A 24,073-nucleotide genomic window follows, 5' to 3' on the forward strand; every position below is an offset into this window, starting at 1 on the left:
GTGAACCGCTCACCGACACACGTCAGCGGCGGGACCATGCTGTTGTGCCCTCCTGGACGGATATGGTCCGTTTCGCCTTCCAGCCGGTCGTCAACCTGACGACCGGAGGGGTCGCGGCGCTGGAGACACTCGCCCGCCCGGAATCCGGAGACATCCTGGCGCGGGCCCGGCGCGATCCCGAACTGGACGGACGGCTGGCCGCGCTGGCCGTCCGCGCCGCCGCCCGCAAAGAGACACTGCTCCCCCTGCACGTCAACGTGTTCGCCGGAACACTGGCCGATCTCGGCCGACTCTCCGCGCTGCGCGACGAGGTACGGCAAGCGGGGCGGCTGCCCTGGGAGGTCACCGTCGACGTCGGCCCGCCGTACACGCACGTCCCGCAGCACGCTCTGCTGGAGGCGGTGGCCGCGGTCCGCGGGGAGGGCTTCCGGATCTGCGCGGACGGAATCGGCGACGGGGACGTACCGCTGCGTCTGCTCACGGACCTGGCCCCGGAGCTGATGAAGCTCGACGCGTCCCTGCTGTCGCGGCCCGCGGCGGTACGCGCGATGCGGACGCTGTGCGAACAGCTCGGCGCGCTGCTGTCCGTCGAGGGCGTCGAAACGGAACTGCAGTGCGCCGCCGCGGTGTCGGCGGGCGCGCAGCTCGCGCAGGGCGACCTGTTCGCCCCGCCCGCCCGGCTTCCCTCGGCGGACGTGTACGTTCCGGCGCTGTCGCCCGGCGTCCGCAGCACGCCGAGGTCCGGACCCCCCGTCGGGCAGTTCCTCCGCCCGGCCGCGCTGCTGCCGGCCACCGCGTCGGCCGGAGAGGTCAGGGCCCTGCTCACCGGGTCGCCCGACGTGTCCGGTGTGCTGCTCGTGGACCCGTTCGGCGTACCGGTCCGCTCGGCGCACCGGTCGCGCTTCCTGCTGTCGATGTCCGGACGCTACGGGCACGCGCTGTACGCCGACCGGCCGGCCGCCAGACTGGGTGACGCGCCACGTACGGTCGGCGTCGACGCGACGGCCTGGGAAGTGCTGGACGTCGTCGCCGACGGGGACCGGGACCGTACGTCCGACGACGTCGCGGTCGTCGACCGGTACGGGCGGTGCGTGGGCGTCGTACGCCTCGCGGACCTCGTACGGGCACTGTCGGAGAGCCGGGTCGAGGAGGCCGTGGGGCTCAACCCGCTGACCCGGCTGCCCGGTTCGGACACGATCACCGGGGAGGTGGACCGGCGGATCGCGGAGGGCCGGACGTTCGCGCTGAGCTGGCTGGACATCGACCACTTCAAGCAGGTCAACGACAGAGCGGGGTTCGCCGCCGGCGACGAGCTGATCAAGGCGGTGGGACGGATGCTGCAGCACTCGGTGTCGGAGACGACGCTGGTCGGGCACATCGGCGGCGACGACTTCCTGGTCCTGGCCGACCCCGACACCTTCGACCCGTTGGCCGTGTCGGTGCTCGACACACCCTGGGCCGCGGGCGGCCGCGCCGTCACGCTGTCGCTGGCCACGGTGTTGTGCGCACCCGGCAGCGTGGTCGACCACCGGCAGGCGGCCACGTCTCTGGCACCCCTCAAGCAGGCCGCCAAAGCGCTGGACGGGGCGAGCTGGGTACTGGGGCACGCGGGACTGCCCGGGCATGAGATCCGGCGCGGGACCGGGACCGGTCCGATGGAGGCGTACGGTCAGACACTGACCGGCTGACCCGGCCGAGCGCCTGAGCGCCTGAGCGCCTGAGCGCCTGAGCGCCTGAGCGCCTGAGCGCCTGAGCGAGAGTGTCCAACCGCCCTGTCCCGTGCCGCGTGACGGCGCGGGACAGGGGTTCACGCGCGCGTGCCGCTCGGGTGCACCACGCGCGCGTGCACGGCCGCGGCCCGTACACCGGTCGGCGCGGGTACGGGCCGGCGGTGGCGTCAGGTCGTGACGGCCTCGCGGGCCGCGGCCGCGTGCGCCATCGCATGCTGGACGACGCGGATGAGGACCTCCTTGACCGACTCTCGGTCGCGCGCGTCACAGAGGACGACGGGCACGTCCGGGTCGAGGTCGAGGGCCTGGCGGACGGCCTCCGTGGGGTAACGGGCCGCTTCGTCGAAGCAGTTGACCCCGACCACGAAGGGGATGGAGCGCCGCTCGAAGTAGTCGACCGCGGCGAAGCAGTCCTCCAGACGGCGGGTGTCGGCCAGCACGACCGCGCCCAGGGCACCTGTGGCGAGCTCGTCCCAGAGGAACCAGAAACGGTCCTGGCCCGGGGTCCCGAACAGATAGAGCACCAGATCCTCGCGCAGCGTGATCCGGCCGAAGTCCATGGCGACGGTCGTGGTGCGCTTGCCCTCCACGCCGCTGAGGTCGTCGACGGGCCGGCCCGCCTCGGTGAGGACTTCCTCGGTGCGCAGCGGCCTGATCTCGCTGACCGCGCCGACGAGGGTCGTCTTGCCCACGCCGAAGCCGCCCGCGACCAGGATCTTGAGCGTGACGGGCTCGACCGGAGGCTTGCCGCGCTCAGAACGCCCGAAGATCATCGATCTCTTCTCCTGCTTTGTGGGGGTCGCGCGACGGTGGGCCGTAGCCACCGCCGCCAGGGGTTTCGATGACGAGTACGTCGCCGGGTCCGACGTCCGCCGCATCGCTTCCGCCGAGTTCCGTGACGGTGCCGTCGGCGCGCTCGACCCGGTTGACGCCGAGAGCACCGGACTCGCCGCCCGCCATGCCGTACGGCGGCACCCTTCGGTGCTGCGAGAGCGTCGAGAGGGTCATCGGTTCCAGAAAACGGATACGTCGTACGGCGCCGTCGCCACCCCGCCAGTGTCCGGGGCCGCCGCTGCCGTGTCGAATCGCGAACTCCTCGAGCCTGACGGGCAGTCGCCACTCCAGGACCTCGGGGTCGGTGAGCCGCGAGTTGGTCATGTGGGTCTGCACGACGGGGGCGCCGGGGAAACCGTCGCCCGCGCCCGACCCGGAGGCCACCGTCTCGTAGTACTGGTGGCGCTCGTTGCCGAAGGTGACGTTGTTCATGGTGCCGGAGCCCTCGGCCTGGACGCCCAGAGCCGCGTAGAGGGCGCCGGTGATCGCCTGGGACGTCTCCACGTTGCCGGCGACCACGGCGGCCGGCGGCTCGGGGGCGAGCATCGACCCGGGCGGCACCACGATACGCAGGGGGCGCAGACAGCCGTCGTTGAGCGGGATGTCGTCGTCCACCAGGGTACGGAAGACGTACAGGACCGCCGCGTTGACGACGGCGAAGGGCGCGTTGAAGTTGGTGGCGAGCTGCGCGGACGTGCCCGTGAAGTCCACGGTGGCCGAGCGTGCCTCGCGGTCCACGCGGACACGGACCCGGATGACCGCCCCCGAGTCCGTCTCGTAGGCGCACTCCCCGTCTTCGAGCGTGTCGATGACGCGGCGCACGGCCTCCTCCGCGTTGTCCTGGACGTGCTTCATGTACGCCTGGACGACATCGAGCCCGAAGTCCTCGATCATCCGGCCGACTTCGTCGACGCCTTTCCGGTTGGCGGCGATCTGGGCGCGCAGGTCGGCGAGGTTCGTCTTCGGATTGCGCGAGGGGTACGGCGGCGCTGTGAGCAGGGCCCGTGTCTCCGTCTCCCGGAACCGTCCGTTCTCGGCGAGCAGCCAGTTGTCGAAGAGGATGCCCTCCTCGTCGATGGCGCGGCTGTTCGCCGGCATGGAGCCCGGGGCGATGCCGCCGATCTCGGCGTGGTGTCCGCGCGAGGCGACGTAGAACAGGATCCGCTCACCCTCCGTGTCGAAGACCGGGGTGATCACGGTGACGTCGGGGAGGTGGGTGCCGCCGTGGTAGGGGTCGTTGACGGCGTAGGTGTCCCCGGGCCGCATGGTGTCGCCGCGCCGCCGGACGACCTCCTGCACGCTCGTACCCATCGAGCCCAGGTGGACCGGGATGTGCGGGGCGTTGGCCACCAGGTTTCCGCCGGGATCGAACAGGGCGCAGGAGAAGTCCAGGCGCTCCTTGATGTTGACGGACTGGGCGGTCGATTCCAGGCGGGCGCCCATCTGTTCGGCGATGGACATGAAGAGGTTGTTGAAGACCTCGAGCAGGACGGGGTCCGCTTGTGTGCCGAGATCGGAACTCTCCGTGACCGCCGCGCGTTCCATGACCAGATGCCCGTCGTCGGTCGTCGCGGCCCGCCAGCCGTCGTCGACGACGGTGGTCGCGCCTGCCTCGGCGATGATCGCGGGCCCGTTCACGGTCTCGCCGGGCGGGAGTTCCCCGCGGTGGTGCAGGGGCACGTCGTGCCAGGAGCCGCCCGTGTGGAGCCGGACGGTCTGCGCGGCGGCCGGGCCGGACCCGGGTGCGGCCCTGTCGGGGGCGAGGGCGGAGAGATCGGGGGGTTCGGTGAGACCGGTGGCTTCCACGGAGAGGGCTTCGACGACGACCGGACGGTCGAGGGTGAAGGAGTAGGTGGCGCGATGACGTTCTTCGAAGGTGTGGATCATGGTGTCGGGCTCGGTGAGCTCGACGGTCAGTGCCGTGTCCGTGCCGTCATAGCGGAGCTGCGCCCGGCGGGTGATCCTGACGCGGCCCTCGGGGACGTCCTCGGCGAGGAGTTCGGCGCGGGTGGCGTTCTCCAGATCGTCGGCGGTTTTGCGGATGCCCGGCATCGAGGACGGTTCGAGGAGTACCTCGACGGACTGTTCGCGCATGGCCGTCGTGTCGGCGAGTCCGATGCCGAGGGCGGACAGGACGCCTGCCATGGGCGGGACCAGGACGGTGCGGATGCCGAGCGAGTCGGCGACCATGCAGGCGTGCTGTCCTCCGGCGCCACCGAACGTGGTGAGCGCGTAGCGGGTGACGTCGTGGCCCTTCTGGACGGAGATCCGCTTGACGGCGTTGGCGATGTTGGCCACGGCGATCTGCAGGTATCCCTCGGCGACCTGTTCGGGGGTACGGGCGTCGCCGGTCCTCTCGCGGATCTCGTGCGCGAGGGTGGTGAACCGTTCCCGGACGAGGGCGGCGTCGAGGGGCTGGTCCCCGCCGGGACCGAACACCTTCGGGAAGTGCGCGGGCTGGACGCGTCCGAGGGCGACGTTGGCGTCGGTGACCGTCAGGGGACCGCCGTTGCGGTAGCAGGCGGGCCCGGGGGCGGCCCCGGCCGAGTCGGGTCCCACGCGGTAGCGGGAACCGTCGAAGTGGAGGACCGATCCGCCGCCCGCCGCGACCGTGTGGATGTCCAGCATGGGGGCGCGCAGCCGGACCCCGGCGATCCGGGTGGTGAAGGTCCGTTCGTAGTCTCCGGCGAAGTGGGAGACGTCCGTGGACGTTCCGCCCATGTCGAATCCGATGACACGGTCGTAGCCGGCGAGCTGCGACATCCGGGCCATGCCGACGATGCCGCCGGCGGGGCCCGACAGGACGGCGTCCTTGCCGCGGAACTGTCTGGCCTCGGCGAGGCCTCCGTTGGACTGCATGAACATCAGCCGTACGTCCCGGAGTTCGGCGGCGACCTGTTGGACGTAGCGGCGCAGCACGGGCGACAGGTAGGCGTCGACGACGGCCGTGTCACCGCGCGGCACCAGCTTCATCAGCGGGCTGACCTCGCTGGAGAGGGAGACCTGCGGGAAGCCGACACGTGTCGCCAGCCCTCCCACTGCCTGTTCGTGTGCGGGGTGGAGATGGCTGTGCATGCAGACCACGGCGACCGCGCGGATCCCGTCGTCGTACGCCTCCTGGAGGGATGCGGCGAGGGCGTCCAGGTCGGGGGCGCGCAGGACGGTGCCGTCGGCGGCGATCCGTTCGTCGACCTCGACCACCCGTTCGTACAGGAGCTCGGGGAGCTCGATCTCGCGGGCGAAGATGGCGGGGCGGTTCTGGTAGGCGATGCGCAGGGCGTCGCGGAAGCCCCGGGTGGTGACGAGGAGCGTGCGCTCGCCCTTGCGTTCCAGGAGGGCGTTGGTCGCGACGGTGGTGCCCATGCGGACGGCGTCGACCGGGGCGCCCGCGCCGTCCTCTTCGCCTCCGAGGATTTCGCGGACGCCGGCGACGGCCGCGTCGGCGTAGCGGGCCGGATTGTCGGACAGCAGTTTGTGCGTGAGCAGCCCGCCGTCGGGCCGCCGCGCGACGATGTCCGTGAAGGTCCCGCCCCGGTCGACCCAGAACTGCCAGCCTGTCACGTCTGTTCCCCGTTTCCGCCCAGCTCAGAGCGCCCGGAGGCCGCTGATCACGTCGCGCAGAATACTCTCGTCCGGCAGTTCGGCAGGGGGAACGGGACGTGTCACATGAACCATTTCGTCATCCACCAGGTCCCCGATCAGGACCCGCACCACTCCGACGGGCAGATCGAGTTCCGCCGCGAGTTCGGCGACGGACTGGGGGACGTCACGGCAGAGTTCGACGATGTCCACGTGTTCCGGGGACAGCGTGTGGTCCGCCTCGGGGTCCTCGGCGTGCTGTTCCGTGACCACCAGCGCGATCAGATCGAGGCGGTGCTGAGCCGCGCTGGTGGTACGGCCGCGGGTCATGGCGTATGGGCGGACCACCGGTCCCGCCTCGTCGTCGAACCAGTGGCGTCTTCCCTGACCGTCTCCGCTCATGCCATCCCACTACCCGCCCGAGGGCAGATCGGTGCGCGGAGCGGAGGCCAGATGTGCGCCGACGCGCTTGACGAGGAGCGTCATCTCGTAGGCGACCTGGCCGACGTCGGAGTCGGCGTCCGAGAGGACGGCGAGGCAGCTCCCGTCGCCGGCGGCCGTGACGAACAGGAAGGCCTCGTCGAGTTCGACGACGGTCTGGCGGACACCGCCCGCCTCGAAGTGCCGGCCGACGCCCTTGGCGAGGCTGTGGAAGCCGGAGGCGACGGCGGCCAGGTGTTCGCTGTCCTCCCGGGTGAGGTCCTTCGAGGCCCCCGTGGGAAGGCCGTCGCCGGAGAGCACGATCGCCTTGTTGATACTGGCGACGCGGTCCACCAGTTCGTCGAGCAGCCAGTTCAGCTCACTGGCCACATTGCTGGTCGCGGCGGGCCCTGCGGCCTTCGGTGCGGTCATCGACCGTCCCCCTTTGTCGTTCCTCTTGCTGAGCCGTCCTGGGCCTGGTCGCCCTCGGCGTTCTCTTTACGGCCGCGCTGCCAGCCACGCTGGAGCGAGGCCATACGGCTGCGTACCTCGTCGGCGTCCCGTTCCGCGGGGTCCGGTCCCGTGCCGCCGCGGCCGTCGGCGCGCTCGGCGAGCCGCGCGGGTCCGTCCTTCAGCTGCGGGGCCAGGTTCGCCTGCCGGACACGCCGGGGCAGCGGAGCCGTACCCGCTTCCGTCTGTCCTGTCGGGGTGTCGCGGCGGGGAGTCGTGTCGTCCGGGCCCTCGGCGGACGCCGTGGTGCGGCTGCGCCGGGGCAGAGCCGGGGCATCGCGGTGGCCCGGTGTCTCCGGACGGCCGGCGCTCTCACCGGGACCGGTCGTTCCAGGGGATTCGGGTGCCTCGTGGAGAGCGGGTCTCCCGGGTGTTCCGAAGGTTCCGCGTGAACCGGGGGCGCCGGAGCGTTCGGCACCGTGCCGGGCCGAGACGGCGGGCCGCTCGCCGCGCCGTCTGGGAAGGGGCTTCGTGCCTTCGAGCTCGGGCACGCGGTGTTCCCGGTGGCCCGTGTTCTCCCTCGGTTCGGGGTCCCGCGCCGAGTCGGTGCCCTGGGCCGTGCCTTCGTCCACCTGGTCGCGCCACGTTCTGGTCCCCGTGACGGGACGGCCGTGGGAGCTGACGAGCTTGGGTGCCCGGCGTCGTGGCAACGGGACCGGAGCGCCGTCCGGACGGTCGTCCTCCGGAGGGACGGATCCGTCGCCGTCCCCGGCCTGCCGGTGCCGTCCCTCGGGGACCCCGGCGATGGAGCGCCGCGGCCGGAACAGTCCTCCGCGTTCACTGTCCTCGTCGTCGAGCGCGCCGGGGAATCCGGTGAGCGTGTCCAGGTCGACGGGCGCGTCCAGCTCGACGGGGCCGTCGAGGACGGAGGCGGGCAGACCGGGCAGGCGCGCCGACGATTCGGCGAGTGCCGCGCCGGGGCGCTTCTCGGTCCTGCGCTCCTTGGAGGGCAGGGCGCGGTCGAGGCGGAATCCGACGCCGTTGGTGTCCGGGACGTCGTCGGTGAGGAGTGCGTCCGGTATGAAGACGACCGCGGTGGTGCCGCCGTACGGGGAAGGCTGGAGCGAGACGCGGACGTTCTGCCGCTGGGCGAGCCGGCTGACCACGAAGAGGCCGAGCCGGTCGGTGTCGGAGAGTTCGAACTCCGGGGTCTCGGCGAGCCGCAGGTTGGCATCGAGCAGTGCCTCGGCGGTCATACCGAGGCCTCGGTCGTGGATCTCCAGGGTGAACCCGTTGGCGACGCGTTCACCGACGACCTGGACGGCCGTGTGCGGGGGCGAGAAAACCGTCGCGTTCTCCAGGAGTTCGGCCACGAGATGGGTGACGTCGGCGACGGCGGGGCCGGTGACGGCGACGCGCGGCAGCCGGCGTACCTCGACGCGTTCGTAGTCCTCGACCTCGGCGACGGCGGCGCGGACGATGTCCATGAGCTGGACCGGTTTGCGCCACTGCCGGGACGGCGCCGCGCCGGACAGGATGACGAGTCCCTCGGCATGGCGGCGCATACGGGTGGTCAGGTGGTCGAGGCGGAACAGGTCGGCCAGTTCGTCGGTGTCCTCAGTCCTGCGTTCCATGGTGTCGAGGAGGGTGAGCTGCTTGTGGAGCAGCACCTGGCTGCGGCGCGCGAGATTGACGAAGACCTCGGAGACGCCCTCACGCAGTTCTGACTGCTTGACGGCCGCCTCGACGGCGGCGCGCTGAAGGGTGTTGAGGGCCTGGCCGACCTCGCCTATCTCGTTCCTGTCGTACTCCAGGCGCGGCACCTCGGTCTCGACGTCGACCTGCTCGCCCGCGGAGAGCCTGCGCATGACGCTGGGCAGCCGTACACCGGAGGCCTCGTGGGCTTCCGTTCGCAGGCGCCGCAGGTCGCGGATGAGGCTCCGGCCGATGCGTACGGACATGACGAGGGAGATCAGCAGGGCGATCAGTCCCACCACGCCCGCGCCGACGGCCTGGAGGATGACGCTCAGGGCGACGGGCCGGACCCGGTCCCGGTAGTGGTCGCCCGCCTGGTCCTCGAGTTGACCGAGCTCGGCGAGCACATGCCCGGCCGCGCCGTCCCAGCCCTTCGCCGTGACGCCGCTCGGCGCGCCGTCCGTGGAGGCGGCGACCGCCTGTTCGGCCGCGCGCAGCGGTCCGGTGCCGGCGTTTCCCCAGTAGCGCTCGAAGCGGGTGCGGTCCGCGGAGGGAAGGAGCGGCAGGCTGATGTCGTAGAGCAGCGTGCGCTGGGCCACGAGGTCGGAGACCTCGCGGAGTTCGGCCCGGGTGATACGGCCGGCGACCAGTGCGGAGCCGAGGAGGGCGTCCTCGCGGGAGAGCAGTTCGCGGGCGCGGGACACGTTGACGAGGGCGCGGCTCTCCTTGTCCAGTTCCACGTCGTCGACCACGTGCAGGTCGGCCAGCAGGACGTAGCAGGGATCGATGAGGCGGTTGTAGAGGCCGAGCGTCTGTACGCGGTCGAAGGTGCCGTCCTCGACGCCGCTGCGCAGCGAGGAGATCCCGTCGACGGCGTCGAGGAGCGAGGTGAGGCGCTCCGCGGTGCCGCCGCCGAGTTCCTCGCGCACGCCCTTGTCCCTGGCGTTCCTGCGGACCTTCGCCAGGACTCTGTCGGTGGCGGCGCGGCTGCGTTCGAGCGCCGCGAGCCCGTCGGACGCGCGCGGGTCGGCCAGGTAGACGAGTGTCTGGCGGCGTTCCCGTTGGAGAACCCTGACGGTGTCCTCGGCCGGGTAGCCGATCTTGTTCACGACCTCGGAGACGCCGATGAGCCGACCGGCCTCCCGGCCCGTGAGCACGGTGGCGAGAGCCCAGATCGCGGTCAACGACACGAGGGGCACGAGGAGCAGCGCCACAATCTTCCGGCGGATGGACTTCCCGCGAAAGCGCATGGCCTCCCCCAGCTCGACCCCCTCCGGCCGGGGGCACACATGTGCGTCAACAAACGGCGCGAGCCTACTACTGACACAGAGACAACTCGAAGACCATCCGGCGGGTGGTCCTGGCTCGACGGGGAACGAGAGAGGGGGAGTTGTCCGTTCATTGGGGGAGATTGCGCCCTCGAATCCGACACTTGGGGCCGGATCCCATCGGAGCGGGGAACTTCGTCAGTTGGCCGAAATTTTTCGCTCGGCGGGAATCTTCGGGGCAGGTTGTTCGTCTGTATGTACGGGAATTGAGGGCGGAATCGGCCACAGGTGCCGCATGCCGAGCTCAGTCGGCGTAAAAGAGCGTAAGCCGGGCAGCCACTGGGGGGCGGGGGTCGCAAGACACCCGTGCGAGAGGGCTGCTGGGCGGTGGGGAGTGACAAAGTGATGGGCACGGCAGAGCGGAGCGAGGCATCCGCTGCTGAGGTTGAGACACGGAAGGCGGCACAACTGGCCACTCGGGCAACGGACGACGGCGTTCCGGCAGCGGGTCACGATCGTCCGGACGCGAGGCCGGCGACGGACGGGCTCGGCACGGCGGACCTCCGGGACACCGCCTCGCCCGAGGGCAAGAGCACGGTCACGAACGCATACGAGGACCACGAAGAGCGGGCGCACTACCGCCCGTTGTGGATCGAGGAGCCCGCGCGCAGGCGTCGGCTGCCCGATCCGGTGCGTACGTCCGCCGTGCGTGCGGTGCTCGTCATCTCGGTCACGCTGATACAGGCCGTGGTGGCGTTCCTGTGCACGATGGCGGAGTCCTGGCTGGCCTTCCCTATGGTCCTCAGCAGTGTGGCCAGTACGGTCGTCGCCACATGGGCCGTCCTGGACGTCTGGGTGACCCGGCAGGTGTGGAACCAGCGCAACGGCGTGGTGTCGGTGCCGAGCAGCACGGCGCGGGCGCTCCGGCGCGAGCGTCGCAGGGCCAGGCGTCAGGCTCGGCTGACGGCGCGGGCCCAGGAGCGGATACGCAGGCAGGGCGGGGCCGGGCAGTTGTCGCACTCGTAGCGGGGCGGCGGCCCGCCGCACCTCGGTCCGCCGGCCGGCCGCCTTCGACGGCGCCCTCGGCTATCACGCCTTCGGCGGGCGGGGTGCGGCCGTCGGACATTCCGCTCCGGCGTCCGCGCGGGAAGGAACGCCGCACGGACGAGCGCACTACGAGAAGGGAGGGAACCGCGTCACCGGCCGCTGCCGGCACGCGATTCCCCTCCCCCGCGGCTCCGTCGCTACGAGGTGACCGGCGCCGGGCGCTTGAACATCCGTGTCGCGGTGATCTCCGTGTGCACGGCTTCCCCGGCGGCCGCCTCGCGCGGCAGTCCCGGCCGCAGGTGCTCCTCGACGCTGATGTACTTCAGCCCGGCACGAAGGTCGGCGTCGTTGCGCAACCGGATGACGAGGGGGAACTCGGCGAGCGCGGTCGTGTCGAACAGGCCGGTGGTATAGAGGAGCTGGACACCCAGCGCGTCCGAGACGGCTCGCTGGAGCTCCAGCAGATACGTCGCGTTGGCGCGGCCGATGGGGTTGTCGAGGAACAGGGTGCCGGCGTGCCGGTGCTTGTCCCGGCCGCGGTCGTTGCTGCGCAGCGCGGCCATCGTGCAGTACAGAGCGATGGCCGCGGTGAGCAGCTGGCCTCCGGAGAACACGTCGCCCATCTGCCCGACGGGTACGCGTTCGGCGCGCAGTACGGCGTCCGGCTTGAGGATCTCGACGGCGACGCCCTTGGGCTGGAGGGCGGCGCTGACTCCGCGCAGCAGGAGCGACATGCCGTCGCGCCGCATGTCGGAGTTCTTCTTGACCGCCGCGCGGGTGGCTTCGTCCACCACCTCGCCGAGCCGCTCGGTGAGGGTGGCCTGGTCGGGTTCCTCGAAGCGGATGCGCAGGAATTCCTGTCCTGACCACTCCCCCAGTCCCTCCGGCAGCCTGGACAGCCGCTGGGCGGACCGGAGGGTGGCGAGGGAGGACTCGACGAGTCCGCGCAGCCGGTCCACGATCGAGTCCCGGTTGCGCTCCAACTGCGCCAGCTCGTCGGTCAGTACACGCAGCCGGGGCGCGAACGCGTCCGACCACTTCTGGGCGTGCTCGGGCAGGGAGGAGGCGGGCAGCTCACGGATCTGCTGCCGGGCGGGGGTGCGGACCTGCTCGTAGCGGGTGGAGTTGGCGTGGCGCACGAGGATGTCGCTCGCCTCGCGGACGGCGGCCTCGGCCGCGGTCAGGTCGGCGGCGCAGCCGCGCAGTGAGCGGCGGCTCTCGGCGGCGGAGTTCCGCGCCTCCTCGAGGGTGCCGGGGTAGGGCTCGGGCTCCTCCTGCTCCTCGTCGGTGTGCTCGCGGAGGAGGTCCCTGAGGAGCGCGGCCGTCTCGTCGAAGCCGCCGGCGGCGTCCTCGGCGGACCGGTGGGCGTCGAGGAACTCCGTGTGTGCCTCGCGGGCGCGGTTCAACGCCTCGGTTCGGGAGGCGAGTTCGGTGGTGGCGGTGCGCAGCAGGGCCTGGGCCTGCTCGGCATCGACCGGAACCAGATCCTCCGTCAGCTCGGTGTGCGCCTCGCCCTCCTCGGGAGCGTGCCGCTCGGCCTCGCCGCGCAGTCGGCCGAGCTGTTCGCTCGCGGTCGACATCCGGGTCTCCAGGAGCTGCACCAGTTCCTCGGCCCGTGCCGCGGCGGCCTGCCGGGATGGGCCGTCCGAACCGTCCGGCGACTCCAGCAGCTGCCCGGCGCGGGTGCGGACCTTGTTGCTGAGCCGGTCCAGTTCCGCGAGGGCCGCGCTCTCGTCGCTCTCGGCCCGTGCCTGCTCGGCCCGCAGGTCGGCGCCCACGCCGACCTTCTCGTAGAGCTGGGACGCGGCCCGGTAGGCCTCGCGCAGGGCGGGCAGCGAGGCCTTGGCGGCCGTCCCGTCCTGGGTCACCTCGTCGGGGGCTCCGGCGATCTCCGCGCGTTCGGCGCGCAGCGCGCGGGCCGTGCGGCGGGCGTCGTCGGCGGCACGCTGGGCGGCGCGGCGGTCCTCGTCGGCGGCGCGGGCGCGCTCCAGGCACACCTGGGCGCGGGCCTCCGACTCCGCCGCCTCGTCGGCGAGTTCGCGGAGCTTGACCTGCCATCCGGCGCGTTCACGCAGCCGGAAGGCGAGTCCGGCGAGCGCGTCGGCGGCGCGCCGGGCCTTCTGGGCGGCCTCCTGCCGCTCGTCGCGCACGTGGGCGGCTTCGGCCGCCGTCTCCTCGGCCTCCGCCCGGACGGTGCGGGCCTCGGCCAGCTCGGCCTCGGTCTCCTCGGCGAACGCGCGGGCGTCGCGGGCGGTCGCGGCCAGCTCGGCGAGCCGTCCGGCGGGACAGCCGGTGCGCCAGGACGCGAGGCGCGCGGCCAGCTCCCGGTCCTTGCCGAGGCGGGCGGCGAGGGTGCGGATCTCCTCGTCCCGCAGGACCGTCCGGGCGCGCAGCGCCTGGCGCTCCTCGTCGGCGGCGTGCTCGTCGTGCATGGCCGGGTTCGGCGGCACGAGGAAGACGCCGCTCTCGTCCGTGTCGGCGGCCGGGGTCGGGGCGAGCAGCGCGGCGGCCGTGCCGACGGCCACCGTCGAGCGGGGCAGGAGGGCCGCCTCGCCGAGGACCTCGCGGGCCCGCGCGTGGGTGTCCGGGTCGGTGATGATCACGCCGTCGACGAGTTCGGGCCGGGCGGCCAGGACGCGTGCGTGGTCGACGGGGGCGACGGCCTGGGCGAGGTAGCGCCATCCGGGCAGGGCGGGGATGCCGTGCTCGCCGAGGTACTCGACGGCGGCGAGGACGTCGGGTCCCGGCGGCAGCAGCCCGCCGTCGCCGAGTGCCCCGAGGATCCGGGCGTCGTCGGCCGCGGTGGTGCGCAGTTCGAAGAGCTGCCGCTCGGCGGAGGCGACGGTCCCGTCGAGCAGTCCGCGCAGTTCGTCGGCGTACCGGTCGAGCTCTTCGGGAGTCAGCGGCACGCCGGCCGGTGAGCCTGCGGGGACGTCGGACTCCTCGTCGCGGCGCGGCTGGGGGACACCGCGGCGGACGTCGGTGCCCGGCAGGCCGAGCAGCTCCGCGAGCCGTTCCTCCTGGGCCAGGGCCTCGGCCGTGCGCCACTCCGCTTCGTGGGCCCGCTCCGCGGCCGTCGCGGCGTCCGCCGCGCGGGCGGCCGTCAGCTCGGCCCGGGACTCGGCGGAGGCCGCTTCCCGCGCCTGATCGCCGGCACGCCGCGAGGTCTCGCGCGCGGTGTCCCAGGCGGCGACGGCCGTCTTCTCCGCGTCGCTGGCGGCGAGCGCGGCACGGGCCGGGTCGGCGTCGGGGGCGCTGTCGTCGAGCCAGCCGGCCCGGACCGCCTCGGCGGTCTCCTGCTCGACCTCGGCCAGCCGCTGACGCAGATGCCCGACCTCGCTTCGGGCGCGCTGCGCGGCGGTTGCGGCGGCCGTCGAGTCGGCGTACGCCGTCTCACCGGCCTCCTGGAGGGCGGCGGAGCGCTCCTCCTCCTCGTTGGCGAGCGACTCCGCGCCCTCGGCGGCCCGGTGCAGCGCGCGGACGAGGTCGACGGCGGCCGTGGCGCGGGCCGCGAGCGCGGGTGCGGCGTCCCGTTCGGCCTCGCGGATCGCGTCGGCGACGCGGGTGGAGCGGTCGGCGGCGGCACGATGGCGCAGCACGGCCTCGGCCGCCTGCCAGGCGGCGTGCAGGGTACGGGCGTCGGCGAGCTCGCGCTTCTGCGCGGCGGCCGACTTCTCCGCGCCGGCGAGGGCCAGCGAGGCGTGGCGGTAGGCGAGTTCGGCGGCGATCAGGGCACTGCGCTCGCGGGCGCCCTCGGCGTGGGTGACGGCGTACGCGGCAGCGGTCACGCGCTGGGCGAGTTCAGCGGCGCGCACGCGCTCCTGCACGGCCCGCGCGGACAGCCGGCGTGCCAGCGTCCTGGTGCGCCGCTCGGCGCCCGTGTGGATGTCCCGCGCGCGTGCCCGTGCTCCGGCGGCGTCGACAATCCGGCCGAGCAGGTCCACGGAACCGGCGGTGAACTCGCGCTCGGCGATGAGTTCGGCGCGCCGCCCGAGCTTGTTGCCGAAGCCGCCGACGAGGTCGGCGAGGCCGTCGGTGTCACGGGTGTCGGTGACCGCGCGCAGCAGCAGGTCGGTGAAGTCGGAGTCCTTCTTGACCGCGAAGAGACCGGCGGCCTCGCCCTCGTCGGCGTTCATCTCCCGCTGGTAGCGGAAGAGTTCGGGGTCGAGGCCCAGGTCGCCGAGGTGTTCGTTCCAGCGGTCGTGGATCTCCTCCCAGTGCACCTCCAGGTGCGGGTAGGCCTTGCCCGCCTCGGTGATCGCGTCGCGGAAGCCCTTCATGGTGCGCCGGCGCCCCTGCGCCCCGGAGGCGCCCTCGACGGGAGGCCGTACCGAAGTGGCCTCGGCGACGGGCAGGTTGTCCAGGCTGAGACCGGGACCGGGCCGGAACGAGTACCAGGCTTCGGCGAACTTCCGTGGGTCGTTGGAGACCTGCCGTCCCCGCCACTCGCTCGCCTTGCCGACCACCACGCACTCGCCGGTGAGCGTGTGCTGCCACTCCAGGGCGACGTGTCCGCAGTCGTCGGCGAGCAGGAACTTGCGCAGCACGCCGGAGCTGGCGCCGCCGAGGGTGTTGCGGTGTCCGGGGAGCATGACCGAGAAGATCAGCTTGAGCAGGACGGACTTGCCGCCGCCGTTCTCCAGGAAGAGCACGCCGGCGGGCGCGGGGCGGCGCGGCGGACCGACCGGCTCCTCCTCGAAGAACTCCGCCTGGGTGGGCGCCGGGTCGGGTACGGGCTCACCGACTCCGCGCAGGTCCAGCACGGTGTCGGCGTAACGCGCACCGGCGGGCCCGATGGAGTAGAGGCGGACCCGGGACAGCTCGTACATGGCGGCGGACTCTCGCAGTCGAAAAGGGGGTGCGGTCGTGGGGGGGGGGAGGGGAGCCGGGGAGGGCGGGCGGACGTCAGGAGTGGAACGGAAGTCCGGCTCCGGCCACGAGCTCCAGGTCGTCGGGGTCCTCGGCGGGCAGCAGGCTCGCGGTGCCGTCCGTCACCGGGACGATGCCCAGCTCCAGCAGTTCGGCCATGGCCGCGCTGCCCGCCATGTCGCGGACCTGGAGCTGGTAGCGGGCCGTCGTCCGGTAGGTCCCGCCGGCGTCGTCGCCGGTGCGCTGGAGGAAACCGGAGTCGGTGAGGAAGGCGACGGCCTTGGCGATGATGCCCGTCGTCGAGCCGGCCAGTCTTCGCGCGTCCTTGGTGGCCCCGGTGGAACTGCGCCGTGCCCAGATCCGCCAGGCGGCCTCCAGTCCGGGCGCGTCGGTCGCCGGGTCGGTGTTCTCGCCGGTCTCCTCGGCCCGCTCCTCCAGACGCCGGCAGGCCTGTCGTACGAAGGCGTCGACGCCGTTGACCGAGACGCGTCCGATGTATCCGTCGTCGGCGAGGTCCTCGGGGCGCGGGAAGGCCAGGGCGGCCACGGCGAGGTGGGCGAGTCCGTGCAGGAACCGGTCCCCGGAGTCCGTGGAGGCGCGGCGCGCGTAGTCGCCCATGCGGACGGCGAAGACCGAGTCCTCGGCGGCGGTCACCGCCATCCCCGCGCGCGGGGACACCTCGAGGACGACGAGCCCGAGGCCGGTGGCCACCGCGTCGGCGAGCCGGGCGAAGGGCGGGTCCTCGCGGTAGCGGCGCAGCAGCTCGGTGTACTCCTGGTCGCGCGCGGGCTGCAGTTTGGGCTGCAGCCCGAAGGCGACGAGCCGCGCCGCGTCGGCGGCGTCGGCAGGTGTGACGGGGGCGTTCGCCGGTGCGGCGGTGGCCTCCGGTTCACTCCACTCGACGTGCTCGGTCACGGCTGGAACTCCTTGTTCGAAAGTACGAGGGTACGTGCGGGGAGACGGACGGGCGTCCCGCGGTGCATGGGCTCTCGCGGCGGGTTCACGCCCGGTCCGCCTTCATCCCGGCCGCGTCGAGCAGCGCCATGCCGACGATCAGATCGGCCCCGCCGAATTCCGGGTCGTCCAGCTCGGTCCCGTCGTCCACGGCGAACAGCAGGCGTTCCTCGCCCTGCCGGTAGGCGGTGCCGACCGGCGGACTCGCGGCGTGCACGGCCAGGAGGGCCACCAGATAGGGCAGGTCGGGGTCGAGGCGGCGGGCGTCCGCGAGCAGTCCGGACAGTCTGCGCGGCGCATCGGGCGGCAGGTTCAGCAGTTCCCTGGCGGCGGCGAGCTGTTCCTCGCTGAAGCGGCTGTCGTCCGGGGTGGCGATCAGATCGGGCTCGGGCATCTCCGCGCCGAGGTGTTCGCGCTCCAGCGGTGGCGTCAGCAGGATGTCGACGAGGTCCGCGACCCGTACGGCGACGGGGGTGCGCAGGCCCGTACCGCGCTTGAAGAAGGCGTCGGTGACGCGCAGCGCCCGCTCCACCGGCAGGGGCAGCACCGGCGCGACGAGATGGCCGTAGAGGTCGATCCCCGAGGTCGTCATCGGGGTCCCGAAGGCCTGCCGGTCCTGCTCGGCGCGGAACAGCGGTCCGGCTTCGAGCAGACGGGACTGGAGCTGGGTGTGCCGGCGGATGCAGTCCTTGACTATGTCGACGAGCTCGGCCGCGCGCCGCTTCTGCTCGGGGTCCTCGGACTCGTCACGGGCCTTGCGGATGTTGGTGAGGATCGCGTTCTCGTGGCGGTACCGGTCGGCCACGTGGTCCAGGGCCTCGACGATCATGTCGGGCACTGCGTGGAGCCAGTCGACGGCCCGGACGTTGCGCCGGGTGGCGTCGAGGGCCTTGCGCAGCGTTTCCGCGTACTGGACGGTGCGGTAGCGGGCCTGCTCGGCGGCGAGCTGCGCGTCGGCCAGCCGGCCGCGGCTGATCAGGACCTCCAGCTTGACCTCGGCGGCGATCTGCGCGCTGGTGACATCGGTGTCGAGGGCGCCGACGAGGACGTTGACCGCTTCGTCGGTCGTACGGAGGTAGACGCCTCCCCCGTAGCCCGGCACCTCCTCGATCAGTTTGAAGTCGTAGTCGCGGCGGACATAGGTGCCGTCGGGCGCGAAGGTGCCGTAGACGGCCCTGAAGCCCCGGTCGACGCTGCCGACGTTGATCAGGTTCTCCAGGACCCAGCGGGCCACGCGCTCGTGCTCGGCGGCCGGGCGCCCGGGGGCCTGGGCGGCGATGCGCGGGATGAGCCTGGCCACTATCTGGTCGTGGTCGGCGCCCGTGTCGAAGTCCATGTTCAGTGTGACGAGATCGATGGCGGCGAGGGCGACCTCGGCCATGCCGTACACCGTGTACTCGCCCGCGAGGTTCGCCTTGCGCATGTCCAGGTCGTGCAGCGGCGCGGTGCAGGCGAGCGCGCGCAGCCGCCGCGCCAGGCCCTCGTCGGCGGCCGGGCCCGGCGCCGGGCGCGGTCCCGCGCTGAGCTGGGGCGGAGCGCTGTCCGTCGTTGCAGGCGAAGTCACGTACACAGACTAGGTCCTCGGTCCGACAACGGCCGAAACGGCGCAGAAGCGACCGTCGTCCCGGCCGGGCCGCGGACCGGTCGGCCGGTCGCCGTGGGCGCGGCCGGACACGCGTACCGCCCCGCGCGTACCGCCCCGCGCCTCCGGGACCGCGAAGCCGGCCCGACGTGGCCGACGCCACACACCGGACCGGACCGGCACGCACACCACACACCGGACCGGCCGGGCGCGCACGCCGCGCGAGGCCGTCAGCCCGCGCCCTCTCCCCCGTCGGTCACGCGGCGCGCGTACACCCCGAGGAGGCCTTCGAGCGAGTCGTCGAGATAGGCGGCGAGGAGGCGCTCCGCGCCGTCCCGGTCGCCCGCCCGCAGGGCCTGGAGGATCTCGTGGTTGCGCGCGAGGTAGGGCTCGTGGAGCCGCTGGGGGTCGTCCACGACGTGGAAGGCGAGACGCAGCTCCGCGAAGACGCTGCGCATCAGCTCGTCGGTACGGGCGCTGCCGGCGAGCGCGACCAGTTCGCGGTGGAAGTGGATGTTGGCGGTCGACACCCCTTTCCAGTCACCTTCGCGCGCCGCCAGCCGCCCGTCGGAGACGGCTCCGGCGATCCCCTCGACGGCGTAGGGCGGGCTGCCGAGTCCGCGGACCACGGCGCACTCGACGAGGGAGCGGGTGCGGTAGATGTCCTCGACGTCCTCGACGGTGAGCACCCGTACGAAGACCCCCCGGTTGAGTTCGTGCACCAGCAGCCGCTCGTGCGTGAGCAGCCGGAACGCCTCGCGCAGTGTGTTGCGCGAGACCCCGAGGGCGCCGCCGATGCTGTCCTCGGACAGGCGCGTCCCGGGCGGGAAGAAGCCCTCGGCGATCCGGCTCCTGAGGATGTCCGAGACCCGCTCGGCGGTGCTGGTGCGGCCCAACAGGGCCCGGTCGTCGGCCAGTTCCGTCAGCTCTTCCATGCCCGGAATTCAACCGCAGACCGAAGGACGGGACAACGTGAGTATTGAAGGATCGTTCAACGATCCTCTACCTTGTCGGGCAGGCGCTCCCCGCACCGCCGCCAACGGCAGGCTGCCGAGCGCCCGAAAAGGCTTCCGCACGGCCAGGTTCAGTCCTCATGCACTCTCCGTCCCTCACTGCGAGGTGCCCATGAGCACGACCCCTCCATCCCAGGCCCTGACCCCAGGAACATCGGCCGTCACCGGCGAACCCGCCGCGCAGGAAGGCGCGTTCGGCTGGCTGCGCGCCCTCGGCCCGCGGGGCCGGCGCGCGTTCGGCGGCGCGTTCGGCGGCTACGGCCTCGATTCGTACGACTACTTCACCCTGCCGCTGAGCATGGTCGCCCTCGCGGCGTACTTCGGCCTCGACAGCGGCCAGACCGGTCTGTTCACCACCGTCACCCTGGTCGTGTCCGCGGTCGGCGGGGCCGGCGCGGGTGTGCTCGCGGACCGGATCGGACGCGTCAGGGCGCTGATGATCACGGTGATCACCTACGCGGTGTTCACCGTGGCCTGCGGTTTCGCGCCGAACTACGAGACGCTGCTGGTGTTCCGCGCCCTCCAGGGCCTCGGCTTCGGCGGCGAGTGGGCGGTCGGCGCCGTCCTGGTCGCCGAGTACGCGAGCCCCCGCCACCGGGGGCGCACGCTCGGCGCGGTCCAGAGCGCCTGGGCTGTCGGTTGGGGCCTGGCGGTGCTCGTCTACACGCTGGTCTTCCAGTACCTCGACGATGACCTCGCCTGGCGCGTGATGTTCTGGACCGGCGCCCTGCCCGCGCTGCTCGTGGTCTGGGTCAGGCGCCAGGTGCGCGACGCCCCCGAGGCGGCCGCGGTCCGCGAGAGGAGCGCGGACAGGGGATCGTTCACCGCGATCTTCAGGCCCGGCACGGCCGGGGCGCCGGGCCTGCTGCGCACCACCTTCTTCGCGGTCCTGCTGTCCACCGGTGTCCAGGGCGGCTACTACACGCTGGCCACCTGGGTGCCCACCTACCTGAAGACGGAGCGCGGACTGTCCGTCGTCGGCACCGGCGGCTATCTGACGCTCCTGATCTCCGGAGCCTTCCTCGGCTACCTCACCGGCGGTCTCCTCACCGACAGACTGGGCCGCAAGCGCAACATCCTGCTCTTCGCGGTCCTCTCCGCGGCCTGCATCCTCGCCTACGCGAACATCCCGAGCGGCGCCAACACCCTTCTCCTGGTGCTCGGCTTCCCCCTCGGCTTCTGCATGTCGGCGATCTTCAGCGGCTTCGGCTCGTTCCTCAGCGAGCTGTACCCGGTGGCGGTGCGCGGCACGGGACAGGGCTTCGCGTACAACACCGGGCGTGCCGTCGGCGCCGTCTTCCCCACCACGGTCGGCTTCCTGGCCGACAGCTGGGGCGTGGGCGGAGCGCTGGTGTTCGGCGCGATCGGCTACGCCCTCGCCGCCTTCGCCCTGACCGGACTCCCCGAGACGCGCGGAAAGGAGCTCCTGTGAACGACACCGTCCAGGTCCGCCCGCCGGCCCTGCCCGGGAACGGCTCCCCGACCCCGCCGAAGCTCCCCGCCCACGCGCACGCGTGGAGCCCCGCGAGGGCCCGTCGGCGGTTCCGTTCGGGACTGTCGGTCCCCACGGCCGGGATCGCCGCGGGCCACGCCCAGGCGAACCTGGTGTCGGTGCCCGCCGACTGGGCGTACGAGATGCTGCTGTTCTGCCAGCGCAACCCGAAGCCGTGCCCCGTCCTCGACGTCACCGACGCCGGTTCGTGGACCACGGTGCTCGCCCCGGGCGCCGATCTGCGCACCGACCTGCCGGGCTACCGGGTGTGGGAGCACGGCGCGCTGGTGGCGGAGCCCACGGACGTCGTCGGCCACTGGCGGCCCGACCTGGTGTCGTTCCTGATCGGGTGCAGCTTCACCTTCGAGTGGGCGCTGAGCTCCGCGGGCGTCCCGCTGCGCCACATCGAGCAGGGCCGCAACGTCTCGATGTACGTGACGGCGCGCCAGTGCCGGCCGGCGGGAAGGCTGCGCGGCCCCATGGTCGTCTCGATGCGCCCGGTGCCGCCCGAGCACCTGAGCACGGCGATCAGGGAGAGCAGTCTGCTGCCCGCCGTGCACGGCAGTCCGGTGCACTGCGGCGATCCGTCGGGGCTGGGCATCGAGGACCTCTCGCGCCCCGACTTCGGCGATCCGGTGATCGCCTCCCCGGACGACATCCCGGTGTTCTGGGCCTGCGGAGTGACGCCCCAGGCGGCCGTGATGGCCTCCAGGCCGCCCTTCGCGATCACCCACGCGCCCGGCCGGATGTTCGTCACCGACACCCGCGACGAGCAGTACCGAGTGGCCTGAGAGGGCCGGAGGAGGAGGAACGGCAGCCCATGGACCCCATCGATCTCAACGCCGATCTCGGCGAGGGCTTCGGCCGCTGGCGGCTGACCGACGACGAACAGCTGCTGTCCGTCGTGACCAGCGCCAACGTGGCCTGCGGCTTCCACGCCGGGGACGCGGCCACCATGCGGCGGGTGTGCGAGCTGGCGGCGGAGCGCGGCGTACGGATCGGCGCCCAGGTCTCCTACCGTGACCTGGCGGGGTTCGGGCGGCGGTCGATGGACGTGCCGCCCGACGAGCTGACCGCCGAGGTGGCCTACCAGATCGGCGCCCTGGAGGTCTTCGCGCGCGCGGCGGGCTCACGGGTGGCGTACGTGAAACCGCACGGCGCGCTCTACAACCGCGTCGTGCACGACGCGGAGCAGGCGGCGGCGGTCGTCGACGGCGTCCTGCTCGCGGGCGCGGGCCTGCCGGTGCTCGGTCTGCCGTCCTCGCGCTTCCTGAAGATCGCCGAGGGGGCCGGACTGCCCGTCGTCGCCGAGGCGTTCGCGGACCGCGCGTACACCGGGGAGGGCACCCTGGTGCCGCGTACCCAGGAGGGCGCGGTGATCACGGACGCCGATGCCGTCGTCGAACGCTCCCTGGGCCTGGCGCGCTCCGGGGCGGTCACCTCCCGTTGCGGGGAGCGTGTTCCGGTCCGGGCGCGCTCCCTGTGCCTGCACGGGGACACGCCGGGAGCGGTCGGACTGGCCCGCCGGGTACGGGCCCGGCTGGAGTCCTCGGGCGTGCGCGTGGAGGCGTTCGCGTGAGCGCCGGGACCGCCGGCGGCGGTACGGCCCCGGTCCCGGCCGGCCGCGGCACGGAAGGCGGCAGGGTGAGGGTCCTGCCCGTCGGCGACCGGGCGCTGCTGGTCGAGGTCTCCTCCGGTGAGGCCGCCCAGGCGCTGCACGCCGAGCTCGTGCGGCGCCGCGCGGAGGGCTCGCTGTCCGTGCGGGAGATCGTCCCGGCGGCCCGCACGGTGCTCCTGGACGGCCTGGACGACCCCGCCCGGCTCGCGGAGTCGCTGCCCGGCTGGGAGGTCCCCCCGCTGGACGCGCGCGCGGACGGCACGGTCGAGATCCCGGTACGGTACGACGGTCCCGATCTGGCGGACGTGGCGGCTCTCTGGGGGGTGGCGGTGCGGGACGTGCCGGAGATCCACGCCGCGGCCGAGTTCCGGGTCGCCTTCTGCGGGTTCGCGCCGGGCTTCGGCTACCTCACGGGACTGCCGGCGCGGTACGGCGTGCCGCGCCGGGCGACCCCGCGCACGGCGGTGCCTGCGGGCTCCGTGGCACTGGCGGGCCCGTACACCGGTGTGTACCCGCGCAGTTCGCCGGGCGGCTGGCAACTGATCGGCACGACGGACGTGACGCTGTGGGACCACGCGCGCGTACCGGCCGCGCTGCTGGCCCCCGGTGCGCGGGTGCGCTTCGTGCCGGAGAGGTGTTCATGAGCGACCGGGCCCTCGCGGTGGTGCGGGCCGGGGCCCTGACCACCGTCCAGGACCAGGGGCGGCCCGGGCACGCCCATCTCGGCGTACCGCGCTCCGGAGCGCTCGATCCGCCCGCGGCGGCGCTGGCCAACCGGCTCGTCGCCAACCCCGCCGGGGCGGCCGTGCTGGAGACGACGGTCGACGGCTGTGCCCTGCGCCCTCGTTCGACGGTGACGGTGGCCGTGACGGGAGCGCCCTGCCCGGTGCGGGTGGACGGCCGCCCGGTCGCCTGGGGGGCTCCCGTCCGGGTGCTCGCGGGGGCCCTCCTGGACATCGGTCCCGCGCGCGCGGGACTACGGAGCTACGTGGCCGTCTCCGGTGGCGTGGCGGTCGATCCGGTGCTCGGCAGCCGTTCGGCCGACCTCCTCTCGGGGCTCGGCCCGCCGCCCCTGACGGACGGCGCCGTGCTTCCCCTGGGGAGTCCCGGCACCCTTCACGCGCGCGTGGACGTCGTCCCGCACCGCGCCCCGCCCGCCGAGCTGGTCCTGCGCGTGACGCTCGGCCCGCGCGACGACTGGTTCACCGGGCCGGCCCTGCGGACGCTCACGACGCGCGTCTACCGGGTCTCGCCGGCGAGCAACCGCATCGGCCTGCGCACGGAAGGGCCCTCCCTGGAGAGGGCCGTCTCCGGCGAACTCCCCAGTGAGGGCCTGGTGCTGGGTGCCGTCCAGGTGCCGCCGGACGGCCGCCCGGTCGTCTTCCTCGCCGACCATCCGACCACCGGGGGCTACCCGGTGATCGCGGTCGTCCGTCCCGCCGACCTCCCGGCGGCCGCTCAGGCGGTCCCGGGAACCCCGGTGCGCTTCCTGGCAGTACGCCGCCGCTGAGGCCGCCGCCGG

At 72.9% G+C, this 24,073-nt stretch carries 16 protein-coding genes; 7 read left to right on the forward strand and 9 right to left on the reverse strand.

The window, feature by feature from the left end:
• Positions 1–44 precede the first annotated feature (44 nt).
• Positions 45–1,688, forward strand: a complete 1,644-nt coding sequence (locus ACFW6B_RS28995; protein WP_386600443.1) for an EAL domain-containing protein — start codon at positions 45–47, stop codon at positions 1,686–1,688.
• 209 nt (positions 1,689–1,897) lie between these two features.
• Here the strand turns inward: ACFW6B_RS28995 and ACFW6B_RS29000 are convergent, their stop codons facing one another.
• Genes ACFW6B_RS29000 through ACFW6B_RS29020 form a run of 5 tightly spaced genes read right to left on the reverse strand, consistent with a single transcriptional unit; the run spans position 1,898 to position 9,958 of the window.
• On the reverse strand, positions 1,898–2,503 hold the full coding sequence (locus ACFW6B_RS29000; protein ID WP_386600445.1) for an ATP/GTP-binding protein: 606 nt from the start codon (positions 2,501–2,503) through the stop codon (positions 1,898–1,900).
• Positions 2,484–6,125, reverse strand: a complete 3,642-nt coding sequence (locus ACFW6B_RS29005; RefSeq protein ID WP_386600447.1) for a hydantoinase B/oxoprolinase family protein — start codon at positions 6,123–6,125, stop codon at positions 2,484–2,486. The genes ACFW6B_RS29000 and ACFW6B_RS29005 overlap by 20 nt, the downstream gene beginning before the upstream one ends.
• Positions 6,126–6,149: 24 nt before the next feature.
• Entirely contained in the window at positions 6,150–6,545 is a 396-nt protein-coding gene (locus tag ACFW6B_RS29010) for a DUF742 domain-containing protein (RefSeq protein WP_386600450.1), read from the reverse strand.
• A 9-nt stretch (positions 6,546–6,554) separates the two neighbouring features.
• Entirely contained in the window at positions 6,555–6,995 is a 441-nt protein-coding gene (locus ACFW6B_RS29015) for a roadblock/LC7 domain-containing protein (protein WP_386600452.1), read from the reverse strand.
• Complete coding sequence (locus ACFW6B_RS29020; protein WP_386600455.1) at positions 6,992–9,958, reverse strand: nitrate- and nitrite sensing domain-containing protein; 2,967 nt, start codon at positions 9,956–9,958, stop codon at positions 6,992–6,994. Before ACFW6B_RS29020 ends, ACFW6B_RS29015 begins: the two co-directional genes overlap by 4 nt.
• 423 nt (positions 9,959–10,381) lie before the next feature.
• On the opposite strand from ACFW6B_RS29020, the gene ACFW6B_RS29025 reads away from it, so the two are divergent.
• The gene (locus ACFW6B_RS29025) at positions 10,382–11,002 is read left to right on the forward strand and encodes a hypothetical protein (protein ID WP_386600457.1); all 621 of its coding nucleotides are present in this window, start codon (positions 10,382–10,384) and stop codon (positions 11,000–11,002) included.
• Between the two features lie 218 nt (positions 11,003–11,220).
• Here the strand turns inward: ACFW6B_RS29025 and ACFW6B_RS29030 are convergent, their stop codons facing one another.
• The 4 genes from ACFW6B_RS29030 to ACFW6B_RS29045 all read right to left on the reverse strand — a co-directional run bounded on the left by ACFW6B_RS29030 (position 11,221) and on the right by ACFW6B_RS29045 (position 19,363).
• A complete protein-coding gene (locus ACFW6B_RS29030) occupies positions 11,221–15,852 on the reverse strand; it encodes a hypothetical protein (protein WP_386600459.1) in 4,632 nt (1,543 codons plus the stop codon).
• Between the two features lie 76 nt (positions 15,853–15,928).
• Positions 15,929–16,807 (reverse strand): hypothetical protein, encoded by an 879-nt coding sequence (locus ACFW6B_RS29035; RefSeq protein WP_386600460.1) that lies wholly within the window; start codon positions 16,805–16,807, stop codon positions 15,929–15,931.
• Between the two features lie 85 nt (positions 16,808–16,892).
• A complete protein-coding gene (locus tag ACFW6B_RS29040) occupies positions 16,893–18,410 on the reverse strand; it encodes a hypothetical protein (RefSeq protein ID WP_386600463.1) in 1,518 nt (505 codons plus the stop codon).
• Between the two features lie 248 nt (positions 18,411–18,658).
• Positions 18,659–19,363: a GntR family transcriptional regulator gene (locus ACFW6B_RS29045; RefSeq protein ID WP_386600465.1), complete on the reverse strand. Its 705-nt coding sequence runs from the start codon at positions 19,361–19,363 to the stop codon at positions 18,659–18,661.
• Positions 19,364–19,553: 190 nt separating this feature from the next.
• On the opposite strand from ACFW6B_RS29045, the gene ACFW6B_RS29050 reads away from it, so the two are divergent.
• From ACFW6B_RS29050 to ACFW6B_RS29070, 5 genes are all read left to right on the forward strand, one after another.
• The gene (locus ACFW6B_RS29050) at positions 19,554–20,873 is read left to right on the forward strand and encodes an MFS transporter (protein ID WP_386600467.1); all 1,320 of its coding nucleotides are present in this window, start codon (positions 19,554–19,556) and stop codon (positions 20,871–20,873) included.
• 29 nt (positions 20,874–20,902) lie between these two features.
• Positions 20,903–21,724 carry a putative hydro-lyase gene (locus ACFW6B_RS29055; protein WP_386600571.1) on the forward strand — a complete coding sequence of 274 codons (822 nt, stop codon included), beginning with the start codon at positions 20,903–20,905 and terminating at the stop codon, positions 21,722–21,724.
• A 29-nt stretch (positions 21,725–21,753) separates the two neighbouring features.
• Positions 21,754–22,512 carry a LamB/YcsF family protein gene (locus ACFW6B_RS29060; RefSeq protein ID WP_386600469.1) on the forward strand — a complete coding sequence of 253 codons (759 nt, stop codon included), beginning with the start codon at positions 21,754–21,756 and terminating at the stop codon, positions 22,510–22,512.
• A 65-nt stretch (positions 22,513–22,577) separates the two neighbouring features.
• Positions 22,578–23,195, forward strand: coding sequence for an allophanate hydrolase subunit 1 (locus ACFW6B_RS29065; RefSeq protein ID WP_386600574.1), 618 nt, complete (start codon positions 22,578–22,580; stop codon positions 23,193–23,195).
• A complete protein-coding gene (locus ACFW6B_RS29070; RefSeq protein WP_386600471.1) occupies positions 23,192–24,061 on the forward strand; it encodes a biotin-dependent carboxyltransferase family protein in 870 nt (289 codons plus the stop codon). The genes ACFW6B_RS29065 and ACFW6B_RS29070 overlap by 4 nt, the downstream gene beginning before the upstream one ends.
• Positions 24,062–24,073 lie beyond the last annotated feature (12 nt).

Source organism: Streptomyces sp. NPDC058751, from assembly GCF_042746485.1.
Lineage (GTDB): Bacteria > Actinomycetota > Actinomycetes > Streptomycetales > Streptomycetaceae > Streptomyces.